Origin of the sequence: Pseudoalteromonas sp. (genome assembly GCF_041629635.1) — a bacterium.
Taxonomy (GTDB): domain Bacteria; phylum Pseudomonadota; class Gammaproteobacteria; order Enterobacterales; family Alteromonadaceae; genus Pseudoalteromonas.
The window spans coordinates 1-12,516 of record NZ_JBFKMX010000032.1; the positions used below are offsets into that span (position 1 = coordinate 1).

The 12,516-nt window shown below is 39.0% G+C and carries 11 protein-coding genes; 9 read left to right on the forward strand and 2 right to left on the reverse strand.

All coding sequences use genetic code 11. From position 1 onward, the window contains the following. Window positions 1–207 precede the first annotated feature (207 nt). The 9 genes from ABYD77_RS06870 to ABYD77_RS06910 all read left to right on the forward strand — a co-directional run bounded on the left by ABYD77_RS06870 (window position 208) and on the right by ABYD77_RS06910 (window position 10,820). Window positions 208–2,079, forward strand: a complete 1,872-nt coding sequence (locus ABYD77_RS06870; RefSeq protein WP_372768305.1) for a methyl-accepting chemotaxis protein — start codon at window positions 208–210, stop codon at window positions 2,077–2,079. A 67-nt stretch (window positions 2,080–2,146) separates the two neighbouring features. Further along, window positions 2,147–3,280, forward strand: a complete 1,134-nt coding sequence (locus ABYD77_RS06875; protein ID WP_372768307.1) for a porin — start codon at window positions 2,147–2,149, stop codon at window positions 3,278–3,280. Further along, on the forward strand, window positions 3,252–4,067 hold the full coding sequence (locus tag ABYD77_RS06880) for a substrate-binding periplasmic protein (protein WP_372768309.1): 816 nt from the start codon (window positions 3,252–3,254) through the stop codon (window positions 4,065–4,067). Before ABYD77_RS06875 ends, ABYD77_RS06880 begins: the two co-directional genes overlap by 29 nt. A 150-nt stretch (window positions 4,068–4,217) precedes the next feature. Then, entirely contained in the window at window positions 4,218–4,370 is a 153-nt protein-coding gene (locus ABYD77_RS06885) for a hypothetical protein (protein WP_372768311.1), read from the forward strand. A gap of 1,227 nt (window positions 4,371–5,597) precedes the next feature. Then, on the forward strand, window positions 5,598–6,956 hold the full coding sequence (locus tag ABYD77_RS06890) for a DASH family cryptochrome (RefSeq protein ID WP_372768313.1): 1,359 nt from the start codon (window positions 5,598–5,600) through the stop codon (window positions 6,954–6,956). After that, window positions 6,957–8,408 (forward strand): deoxyribodipyrimidine photo-lyase/cryptochrome family protein, encoded by a 1,452-nt coding sequence (locus tag ABYD77_RS06895; RefSeq protein WP_372768315.1) that lies wholly within the window; start codon window positions 6,957–6,959, stop codon window positions 8,406–8,408. Continuing rightward, on the forward strand, window positions 8,408–8,560 hold the full coding sequence (locus ABYD77_RS06900; protein WP_372768317.1) for a DUF2256 domain-containing protein: 153 nt from the start codon (window positions 8,408–8,410) through the stop codon (window positions 8,558–8,560). The genes ABYD77_RS06895 and ABYD77_RS06900 overlap by 1 nt, the downstream gene beginning before the upstream one ends. Next, on the forward strand, window positions 8,550–10,109 hold the full coding sequence (locus tag ABYD77_RS06905; RefSeq protein WP_372768319.1) for a cryptochrome/photolyase family protein: 1,560 nt from the start codon (window positions 8,550–8,552) through the stop codon (window positions 10,107–10,109). The genes ABYD77_RS06900 and ABYD77_RS06905 overlap by 11 nt, the downstream gene beginning before the upstream one ends. Before the next feature lie 54 nt (window positions 10,110–10,163). Further along, complete coding sequence (locus tag ABYD77_RS06910) at window positions 10,164–10,820, forward strand: flavin reductase family protein (protein ID WP_372768321.1); 657 nt, start codon at window positions 10,164–10,166, stop codon at window positions 10,818–10,820. Window positions 10,821–10,890: 70 nt separating this feature from the next. On the opposite strand, the gene ABYD77_RS06915 is transcribed toward ABYD77_RS06910, so the two are convergent. Together ABYD77_RS06915 and ABYD77_RS06920 are read right to left on the reverse strand one after the other, a co-directional pair. Next, the gene (locus ABYD77_RS06915) at window positions 10,891–12,081 is read right to left on the reverse strand and encodes a hypothetical protein (protein WP_372768359.1); all 1,191 of its coding nucleotides are present in this window, start codon (window positions 12,079–12,081) and stop codon (window positions 10,891–10,893) included. Between the two features lie 15 nt (window positions 12,082–12,096). Continuing rightward, window positions 12,097–12,507 carry a phosphate ABC transporter substrate-binding protein gene (locus ABYD77_RS06920; protein ID WP_372768323.1) on the reverse strand — a complete coding sequence of 137 codons (411 nt, stop codon included), beginning with the start codon at window positions 12,505–12,507 and terminating at the stop codon, window positions 12,097–12,099. Window positions 12,508–12,516 lie beyond the last annotated feature (9 nt).

Consider the following 12,516-nt stretch of genomic DNA (forward strand, 5'->3'; position numbering starts at 1 on the left):
ACAAGTGGTAATTAATTAGTCTCTCTGTCGTAAATAAATTTATCTTCTGATGCTCTAGTATCAAAGTGGCTAGACCAATAAAAAGAGGCTAGTTTTAGGAAAAAACGAAATTTATCAACTATTGTTAAAGGCATCAATAAAATGTGTTTAAGTGATAGCTTGCTTGGGCATTTTTAGTTATGTCGAAAACATTTGGTTGAGAATGTTATGAAATTTGTACATAAAGTATCAATTGCATCATCACTTTTACTCATTATTACAATCGCATTTCTAGGTACCGTTGAGTATTTTTCTATCAAGTCAAAACTTCAAACCACCATCGAAGAAAGTATCGAAGATATAGTGCATGGCGTTAAAAACACCGTTTCTTCTGAATTGGGTGGCAAAAAGGCCATTGCCAGTTATGCCACTTCGTTAGCGCAGCAAGATCCATCCCATCAGAACATTACTAGTGTCATTCGTGTTCCAGAAATAAAACACGAATTTTTGTTGATCGGAGGGGGTTATGAATCTGATGGTTCAAACTTTAAAAGTGATCCCGATTGGGAGCCCGGGCCAGGGTGGGATCCAAGGGTTAGACCTTGGTATATAAAGGCCAAAAAAGAAGGGCAGTTAATTATCACTGAGCCTTATGCTGATTCAGCTACGGGTGAAATTTTGATTTCAGTTGCTACGCCACTGTTGAAAGCCAATGAGTTTATCGGTGCAATATTTTTCGATCTGAGTTTGTCTGGTCTATCTGATTTAGTGAATCAAGTAAATTTATTTGATGCTGGTTATATCTTTATTGTATCGGAAAGTGGTGTGGTAATTGCTCACCCTGATGCCAGTAAAAATGGCAAAAATATGAGTGATTTTTTACCTAATTCAACGATTCAAGTTGATAGAATTGATCGTCCAATACTGGATGGCGAAGAATTTAATTTAAGATTTGCCAAAATTCCAAAGCAAGATTGGTACATTGGCGTGCTACTTGATGAAAGGATTGCCTACAAAGCGGCAACCGACATGCGAAATCAAGTCGTTGTTATCAGTATTGTCGCTTTATTTATTAGTGTATTAGTACTTCAATACATCATTAATAAGCTGTTAAGGCCGCTTAATGCGTTAAATAATGCGATAGAAAATATTGCTTCAGGTGAAGGGGATTTAACAAGACGACTATCGACCGATACAGATCAAGAGTTTGCCAAGCTTGCTAGTGGGTTTAACCAGTTCAAAGAAAACTTAAGAGCGCAAATTAAGTTACTAAAATCGACTGGCGACGATGTGTTAAGCAGTATGCAAGTGTCGCAACAAGGGATGCAAGATTCAAATTCTGCTGTATCGTCGCAGCTGCAGGAAATTGATTTACTTGCCACGGCAATGAATCAGATGACCGTTACTGCCTCAGAGGTAGCCAATAACGCACAAAATGCAGCTGAGGCAACAAAAGAAGCCGATAACGCAACCCAGACGGGGGTGCAAATTGTAGAACAAACAACTTCCCTGATTGATACATTATCAAAACGTATAGAGCACGCAGTTGGTAATATAGAGGTATTAGAGAATGCAACGCATAACATTGAATCTATTTTACAAGTGATTAATGAAATTGCTGAACAGACTAATTTGCTTGCACTTAACGCCGCAATCGAAGCTGCAAGAGCTGGCGAACAAGGGCGGGGTTTTGCAGTAGTTGCGGACGAAGTCCGTACACTTGCTTCACGCACACAAGATTCTACTACGGAAATACGTGCCATGATTGATCAATTGCAGTCGGGTGTAAAAACTGTAGTTGAAGCCATGAAATCCAGCCAAGGTGCGGCAAAAGAAACTGTTGAGCAAGCGCAAAATACTCAAAAAGCACTCGATAGAATTTGTGCTGCAATTATATTAATTAATGATATGAATACACAGATTGCATCCGCAGCTGAAGAGCAAAGTTCAGTGTCGGAGGAGATTAATGAAAATACAGTCAGGATTCGTGATATTTCTGTCAATGTTTCTAATTATGCGCATCAAGCTAGCGAGTCAATTGAGTTACAAGCGAGTAGTATCCAAGAACAGAAGCAAATACTAGACCGTTTTAAGGTGTAACGAGCTTTCTTCTGTTAAATAAATGGGGGTGTTGTTTAGTTAGTTAGCGATATTGAGGAATAAAGCAATGAAACTATTTAATTTACTGTTCTATGCATCTTCTTTGTTTTGTAATGAAGTGTTGGCAAATACCAATCAAGTGAGTGAAATTGAGTCAATTAAAAAGCAATTAGTTGAATTGCAAAAGCGGTTGGCCGACCTAGAAGCAAAAGCTACTCAACAGACAGTCTCAAACTCAAGTGATAAACAGGCAGTTAAAACAGAAGATGTAAACGTAAATCATAATGATGACAGTACAATAAAGCTATATGCTACATTGCGACCAACGTACGGTTATAATGAAGTTCATAATGATAAATTTTGGGATATTCAGGATGCCTTATCTCATGCGGGTTTTAAATCAACTTATCAAATTAAGCCAAACTGGAAAGCGATTGCCCATGGGGAGTGGAGTATTGATTTAGGTAATAATGGTGATTTTGGAAAAGCGAGACAGGTATATGTGGCCGTTGAGTCACCAATAGGTCAGTTTGGATTAGGAAAACAAAGACCTGCTCAATACACATTAATTGCTGAATATGTGGATATTTTTAATCATCGCAGTAGTCCATTTGCTTATGATGTTGAAAGTCCATTTTTTATAAATAACCTTGTTACTTATGAAAATCAATTTAACGACTTTAAACTTATGATTGGTGGCCAGTTTGATGGAAATGCTGGCGATGACTTTGCCGATTTTATAAATATGGGGTTAGGTTATAGTCGTAGTGGGTTGCATTTAGCGCTAACTTTTTCGACGCGGAATGATTTTAATGGGCAACAAAGCAAAGTAGGTAAAACGGAAGTGTTAGCAGGTATGGCCGCACTCGATATTACTGAAAAACTATATGCAGCGATTGCCTATCAATATGTTGATTATCAGCGCAGTAATCGAAAAAGTGGCTCTACGCTTGATGTTTCTCTCGGGTATCATTTTCATCCATTATATCGTGCAAAAGTAGGCTTTTTTGATTTCGATGATGGTATGCCATCACTCCTAAGTAACAGCCATCAAGGCACGAACCTTACATTGGAGTGGTTACCCAGGGAAAATTTACGCTTCCACTTAGAGTATTTAATAAAAGATTTTGATGTTTTCCAAGATACCCGGGCTATTTCAATTGGTTTTCGTTATGATTTTTCGCAACAGTGGGCTTTTTAAAAGCATGAAAAAATGCTTAATCTCTTTAGTGATAGTTGGCCTTCTATTGTGCTGGGTTGCTAATTTATTTGCTTCTGATAGTCAGGAAGTACGTATTTTAGCTGATGATGATTACCCTCCCTATAGTTATGTTGAAAACGGTGTTTTAAAAGGGATTTATATAGATTATTTAAAGAAGCTTTCTCACCATCTGCAAGAAAAATACACTATAAGTATAATGCCAGTGCCATGGAAGCGGGCATTAAAGTTAATTGAAAGTGGAGAAGAATTTGCTCTTATACCACCTTACATTCATTTTCAAAGTCGGCCTTTCATTGTCCAATATTCCTCTCCTATCGGCTTTGAAAAAGTCGTAGTTTATTGTCACAACGATGTGCCATTAGAGCAAGTTTTTATCCAAGGACCTAGTTCTCGTCCTGCGTTAAGGTTAGGTATTAACTCAGGATATTTATTGCTTAATGAAAAATATAAATCGGCAATTACCAAGCGACGCATAATATTAGCGTCCAATAAAAGTACAGTGAATAATGTTGAAAAATTAATAAAACGTCGGATTGATTGTTACATTAATGATGAAACATCAACGTTAGTCACTCTTAACGAAGTGTTTGGCCATTATCAAACAGAATTTAAACGTGACTTTGTGGTGAAAGAAGTTATTTCGTCGCAGTCTGCACATATTGGCTATGCAAGAGATTTTCAAAAACAGGGGTTTTCAAATCAAGCATTTATTGATGCTATGAATGATACCATCAGTACGATTACACCAAACGGTATAAACTTCTAACATTGGGTAAGTTAACTTTTTAAATATTACACATAGTGAGTGTTTAACTTTCTTGCTAATTTTCGCTCAATTTATATACCCTATTATTTTTAAACACTTAAATTACCTTAATTTAGGTATCTAGTTAGCTACTAAAAGCATTAAATTGATATGAAACACATCTTTTACTCTTTGCTCGCATTACCTATGCTGGCAAGCGCAGCACAATTTGAGTTAAAAGTTACAGCAATAGACGAAAATATTTACCAACATCTTTCCTACGAGCAAGTAGGTAAGTGGGCCATGGTTGGTGCTTCTGGTTGATGGTAAAGAAGCCAATAATAAGTTAGTAAAAAATGGATCTCAGGCACAGGGAGAGCTCGGTATTCCAGCATCTCCTAAGGTTGCTACCAATGAACATGGCATAGGTTTTAGCACTACCGAAGAGAATGGATTTTTCCACATGCACCGCAGAAACCATAGATATAAAAGAGCTTAAGGTGCTAGTGTTTATTTACATGTTACCGTTCACCGTTGGATAAACAAGATTACAAAAGTAACAGTCACTGTGAAGTAATTAGTGGGGTAATATTAGGCTTAGTAAAATTTTGATCCAAGAGCATATTTTGCGCTTGTTGCCTGTGGGGATGACGATAACGACAAAATGACGCTTGAGCCACCAGTAATCACGCCGCCAATCACAATGATGTATGAATTTATGATATCCGAAGTGAATTTAACGCAGGCACAACCTATGTCGCGATTTCGCAGTAATGTGAATAGGTTAACATTGTGAATTTGGTTAAATTACAATGACACGGTGGGCTTTTAAGTGGTGATGATTAATACATTATAAGCTGTGTAATTTCTTTAATTTAAAAGGACTTATACTATCGTAGCGCTCAATGGCTTGATTGTAACAACGACTGATTCATTCCTTGTTTAGAAGGCTGGTAGAGAAAATTGATCTAAACATCTCAGCAAGATAATAAAATGATAAACTTGTTACCAACAGAAACGAGCTAATTTTTGCTAAAGAAACAGAGTTTACTTTGCAAACTTGAAACAGTTTAGTGCTATTCAGTAGCTGTTAAACTGTTTAGAAAATAATCTGAATTTAAAGATTTTTTCATAATCTGTATTCAGTAAGGCATATCAAAGGTGTTACATTATTAATTTTATTCTTACACCCAGATGATGTAAGAATAGTTATGAACTCTCATCAGGCTTTAACTTAATATATAACAAATACAAGAGATGTTGTTGCTAGGCTTATTTGCGTAACTGAGTCGTGATGCCAATATAGCGAAATTTAAGCAAGTCGTGAGCGACTCAATTCATCTAACGGATTGCTGTTATGCCTATTATGTTTTTACTGAAAATGGCAACAAATTAATAAAAATGTCAGTATTCAGGTTGAGCATGGTGTCAGTTTCTGCAAACTAAGCCTTGGTACTTCTAAATCTAATACCCCCTTTTTCAATTTGAACTATTTTGGCTAGGCAAACGTAATTAAATATTAAGTTGTGTTTAACAAATTGGTAATGGCAAGTGCTCAATACTCTTTATTGGTTCACCCACGATTTACGCTTAAGCGATAACGCTGCGCTTGAATATGCGCTGAAAAACAGTGAGCAAATTGCTCTTGTTTATGTGCTCGACCCCAGTACAAAAATAGCTAACAATTATCACAGTCAATTGCTCGGTGATAATCAAACGCGCTTTATCTTAAATGCCTTACAAGAACTTGCCGATGAGCTTAATGCCATTGGGTATCAGCTGATTGTGTTAGAAGGCAAGCCGCAAGCCGTTGTAAGTGAGTTTATAGAAGCTCATGCGATTACTCAGCTGGTGGTTGCAGAGCAAGTGGGTGAATACGAAAGACGACAAGTCCTTCACTTTAAAAACACATTTCCAGCAGTGAATGTTGTGCAGTTCTGGCAACACACACTATTCACAAAGCATCAAATTGACAAGCTTGATTGTATGTCTGGTAGTTTTAGTAAATTTCGCAACAAAGTTGAAAAAAGTTCTTTAGACGTTGCTACACCAACACTATCAGAAAGCGAACTTTTACCCGAACACTTACCTAAGCCAATCAAAATTGAAAACAACTTTGCTTTGTTAAAATGCTTGGAAAGTATTGATACTTCTTATTTATTGCCCAATCAAATGCCTTTTTTTGCAGGGGAACACGCAGGAAAGTATCATTTGGTGAGTTATCTAAATAGTGGCGCGGCAAAAACTTACAAAGAAACCCGTAATGAGCTAGATGGTTGGCACAACTCGACAAAATTCAGCCCCTATTTAGCGATAGGTAATTTATCGCCAAGGCAAATTTGGCATGCGTTATTACAATATGAACAATCAGACGGCGCCAATGGATCAACCTATTGGATCAAGTTTGAACTGTTATGGCGTGAATACTTTCAATGGCTTAGCTTAAAGTTGGGTGAGCGACTTTATACGTTTTCAGGCCTCAGAGATACAAAACCTCTTACTAGCTTTTTTGCCGAGCGATATCAAAAATGGTGTAGCGGTAATACACCTTACCCATTAGTTAATGCACTTATGAAGCAACTTAATGCTACCGGTTATATGTCAAATCGTGGCAGGCAAATTGCGGCAAGTTGTTTTGTAAATGAGTTACAGCTTGATTGGCGTTATGGTGCTGCTTACTTTCAACAACAGCTTATTGATTTTGATGTGGCATCAAATTGGGGTAATTGGCAGTACATTGCAGGCGTTGGTGTTGATCCGCGAGGCGGGCGGCATTTCGATATTGAAAAGCAAACCGAGCTGTTTGATGCAAAAGGCGAATTTATTCGAAAGTGGCAGGGCTCAGCTCTTGGCTCTTTGCTTGATGCTAATGATGCGGCAGATTGGCCAATTTTAAGCGATGTAACTTAAATGAGCATCGCAGTTATTTGGTTAAAACGTGACCTACGCCTGTCTGATCACGCGCCACTGTTTGAAGCAGCAAATACGGGACTACCAGTATTATTGGTGTACTGTTTTGAAGACATGTTGCTTGACGATGCGCACTATTCTGAGCGCCATTGGCGATTTGTTTCACAGTCACTACGCGATATGGCAAACAAGTTGCCAAAAGGCGCTTTGTATGTCGCAAAGGGGGACGCTTTAGCGGTATTTCAAGCTCTTAATCTTAAATACGCTATCTCGCAGGTGTTTTCTCATCAAGAAATTGGCCTTGATAACACCTTTGGTCGTGATAAAGCGTTTGCTACTTGGTGTAAAAGCAATCAAATAATATGGCATGAAACCCCTTTAGGGGCGGTGCAACGGGGATTAACTCATCGTACTCATTGGGATGAAAACTGGCAGCAGGTAATGCGTGCGACTTGTTTGACTCTTGATTTAAACGAAGTTAACTGGTTTAAAAATATTGAGTTTGAATGTCATTTGCCACACTTTGAAACGCGCTATCAAGATATTCAGGGGCAGTTCCAAAATGGCGGCGAAAGAGAAGCATTTAATGTGCTATATGATTTTTTTACCGCTCGCGGTAAAGAGTATGCATTTAACCTTTCAAGCCCAAGCTTAAGTCAAATTCATTGCTCGCGATTATCGCCTTATTTGGCGTGGGGTAATATTAGCTTACGACAAGTTTATCAAACGGTACTCAGTCACTGGCAAGTGCCCGGCTGGCGAAGAAGCCTAGTTGCTTTTACATCGCGACTTCATTGGCATTGTCACTTTATTCAGAAATTTGAAAACGAATGCGAAATGGAGTTTCGCCACGTTAACAAAGGGTATGACGACTTACCGCGGGTGACAGGTGATGTAGCCGAGCAAAGATTGCATGCTTGGAAAAGGGGGCAAACTGGTATTCCCATGGTTGATGCCTGTATGCGCTGCCTAATTGAAACTGGCTATATAAATTTTCGCATGCGCGCCATGTTAGTGAGTTTTTTGTGTCATCACTTAGAGCTTGATTGGCGTGCAGGTGTAGCGCATCTTGCCAGTTTATTTTTAGATTTCGAGCCCGGTATTCATTACAGTCAATTTCAAATGCAAGCGGGTGTGACAGGTATTAATACCATTCGAATTTATAGCCCCGTAAAACAGGGGGAAGAAAAAGACGAAAAGGGCGACTTTGTTAGAAAGTGGGTGCCTGAACTTTGTGAAGTACCAGCGCCATTGATCCATAGCCCTTGGCAGCTATCACAAATGGAACAAATGATGTATGGCTTTACATTGGGTGAGGATTATCCTGAGCCGATTGTTGATGTAAAACAAAGCTATAAAGATGCACAAGCGTTACTTTGGTTATGGCGTAAAAAGCCAAAAGTCGTGATTGAAAGTAAGCGGTTACTTAATCGCCACGTAAGGCCAAGTTAGTGAAGAAATCACAACTACAAACAAAAATATGCCAAGTGTGTGAACGCCCCTTTACATGGCGAAAAAAATGGCAGCGAGATTGGCACAATGTGAAATATTGCTCTAAACGCTGTGCGGGTAACCGACAAAAAGGAAAGCATAATGACCAGTGAGCTTCGTTTAATTTTGGGCGATCAGCTTAATGCACAGCATTCTTGGTTTAAAGAAAAGTCGCGCAATGTGACGTATGTGATTGCAGAGCTACATCAAGAAGCGAGTTATACCACCCATCATATTCAAAAAATATCGGCGTTTTTTGCGGCAATGCAGGCATTTGCGAGCGCATTAGAAAAAGCTGGCCAAAAGGTGATTTACTTAACTTTAGACGACACGCAAAAGTATGCTGATTTACCCGACTTATTAAATCATTTGATTAAACAGCACGGTATTCATACCTTTTGCTATCAACTGCCGGATGAGTATCGTTTACGCGCCCAGCTAACTGATTACTGTAAAACCCTTTCTATCGACTACAAGGTATTTGATACCGAGCATTTTTATTTGGTTGATAATCAGTTAGCTAGTTATTTCAAGCAAGGTAAAAAACACCGGTTGGAGCATTTTTATCGCAAAATGCGCTTGGAATTTAATGTATTGATGAATGGCGATGACCCCCTTACAGGGCAGTGGAATTTCGATAGTCAAAACCGCAATAAGTTAAAAGTAAGTGATCTTGCCGATATTCCTGAGCCACTAGTATTTGCTAATGATGTCAGTGATATTCTGGCGCGCATTGAAAGACATGGCATTAAAACCATAGGTAAAGCGGAAAAACAATTACTGTGGCCAATCAATCGCAGCCAAGCAAAGCAGTTGCTCGCTTTTTTCTGTAAAGCGCTATTGCCGAAGTTTGGTCAATTTCAAGATGCAATGACAGGCAAACTTATTGAGTTTGGTGAGGATAAAGGCTGGAGTTTATATCACTCGCGGTTATCGTTTGCCATTAATGCAAAAATGATAAGCCCCCATAGCGTTGTGAATGCTGCCATAGAGGCCTTTGAACAAAATGACGACATAGATATTGCCCAAGTAGAAGGCTTTGTTAGGCAAATTTTAGGCTGGCGTGAATTTGTGCGCGGTATTTATTGGGCCAATATGCCCAATTACGCATCGCTTAATTCCTTAGATGCTAACTTGCCACTGCCTAGTTGGTTTTGGAGTGGAAACACCAAAATGCGCTGCCTGTCTCATGCGATTACGCAATCACTTGACTTTGCATATGCTCACCACATTCAACGCTTAATGGTAACGGGTAATTTTTGTTTAATTGCAGGTATTCACCCAGATGAAGTTGATGACTGGTATTTAGGCATTTACATCGACGCCCTTGAGTGGGTAGAAATGCCTAATACGCGGGGGATGAGCCAGTTTGCCGATGGCGGGATTGTTGGTTCGAAAGCCTATGCGGCAAGTGGAAATTACATTAAAAAAATGAGTGATTATTGCAGTGATTGCCATTATAAAGTAGCAAACACTGTGGGGGATGATGCTTGCCCGCTTAACTCTCTGTATTGGCAATTTATGGATAAACATAAAGATAGTTTTACCAAAAATCCACGCACTAAAATGGTGTTAAGCAACTGGCTTAAAAAACCACAGAATGAACGCGAAAAGGTGCTTACTCGCGCAAATTTTTTACTGCAAAACCTTGAAAATTTGTAATCGATTACTTGTGTTTAAGCGTATAGCAGAACAAATGATTTTTAGGCAAATGCAATGATAAAACACATTACCCAAGATGATATTAAAGCGATGGAACAGCGCGAACGCGCACGGCTAATTAATAGTTTATCTGGCTTTAAAAGTGCAAATTTAATAGGCACACAAAACGCATCTGGCATAACCAACTTGGCGATCGTCAGCTCAGTATTTCATTTAGGCGCAGATCCTGCGCTAATGGGTATGATCATCCGCCCAGATACTGTGCCTAGAGACACGTTAAGTAATATAAAAGCGACAGGTGCATATACCATTAATCACGTGAATTCTCTTATTTGGCAACAAGCCCATCAAACATCGGCGCGTTACGACGAAAGTGAATCAGAGTTTGAAAAAGTTGCACTGGCAGAGCAGTTTGAAAACGGCATAAAAGCGCCATTTGTCGGTGAATCACAAGTCAAATTTGCCCTTAAATTACGTGAAATAAAACCGCTTGAAATAAATGGAACTGTATTAGTAATTGGTGAAATAACCCATATTATTGTGCCAGACACAGCTCTTTGCAAAGACGGTTATCTTGATATTGAAGCGCTTGATACCATTGCGATCTCAGGCCTTGATAGCTATCACACAACAGAGCGAATAGGGCGCTTAAGTTATGCTAAGCCTAATAAAGAGCCACAATCATTGAACATCGAAGGTGAGATCTGCTAGTAATAACGAAACAGATATGAAAAAAGCCCTACTTGTTGAGAGTAGGGCTTTTGCTTAAAAGTAAGAACGATTAGAACACGAGATCCACACCAAAAGATACTAAGTCAGCATCACTATCACTTAAATCATCTTCAAAATGAGTGTATTCCATTTTAAATGCTGCGGATGGATGAAAGTCATAGCGTATTGTAAACGAGTAAGAGTTAGACTTACTCGTTTGCGAAGCAAGTGCTAAGTTTGTAGCATCTTGCAAATACAACGGAGGGTTGGTCCCTGGCACTGCAACCGGGATCTGTACTCCTCCTGGACCAGATATAGTTCGCGGAACCTGATTATATTGATCACTTGAATTTTTATCGTCATTGCCTTCATAGGTTGCACTTAAGGTAATTGAATCCATACGATAGCCAAACGACACATAATACTGTGTCTGTTTAGCTAAAATACTGTTCTCAATTTCAAATTGTGTGTATTCGGCGTCAAATAAAATATCATTATAATCAATACCAAACCCAACTGCTGCAAAGTAAGAGTCATCCTCTTCTATGGCGATATTGCTGTACTGTTGGTTTAGACCGTAGGCTTTTAAGCCTGTTAATAGTCCACTGAGTGCAGGGCTGCCGCTCACATCAATTGTGGTTTCTGTGGCAAAGTAAGCAACACGTCCAGTCAACCAACCGTTTGATAAAGTCCAATTAATACCCAAGGTATCTTTGAGTTTTCCTGAATCAGAATCACTGACTGCAGCAAACTCTGTTTCCACTGAACCCCAAATCAACTGTAGACTGCTATCCCAATCTGAGAAGGATGAATTATGCAAATAACTTAATCCTTCGTAAGTTGAGAAGTTCAGGTTATAAACAGATTTCGGTGGTCGCGCCCAGCGATAAGCATAACCCACATCAAGAAAATCTGAGTATCGGTAAAATGGTATGCGCATTTTACCAGCACTTAATTGTGAATTTTCTGATACTTCATAGGTAAGGTATGCCCATTCAAACTCGGCGTTAAAGTCTTCGCTGCCGCGAGCAATTACCTGAGCAGTTGCGGATAGTCCATCCATTACATCGGCACTGATTTGAATTGCAAATAAACTTTCATTTTGCCAATCGAATTCATCAGAATAACCATATAATGAATCATCGCTATTGAGTGTTTGTCCTCCATATATAGAGGCAAAGCCATTGACTCTAACATCTGCAAAACTTGGTGCTGCAATTGTAGCGAACAGCAGTGGTACAAACAGGTAGCGGTATTTAATCATAACTTCACCTCGTTAAAATGACTGAACAACCTTTACACTGCCATCGGCACTGCCTTGCGTCACAAAACCAATTAAATTAGGGTTACTCGCAACAAGACTGACAACTTCAGCATCATTTGCAGCTTCTTTGGGCGGAGTACCTTTGCCGGTAAAAACTAATTTTGACCAATAGGCTTTTAATTGACTGGATGATTTGTTTAAAACGTTTTGGTTAAATTCATCAGTCACAGGGTTGCTTTCAGCTTGTGTTATAGGTAACGCTTTTGACCCATCAGCAAAAGATTTAGCTTTGCCTGTAAATATTTTTTTTATCTCACCTGCATCAATCGCATTTGCGTTTGATGGATGAACAATAACATCTACTGCTGCACTTAATGAACAAGAAGTAAAAAGAATAAGTGTTAAAATAATCAAATTTTTCATTGCATTACC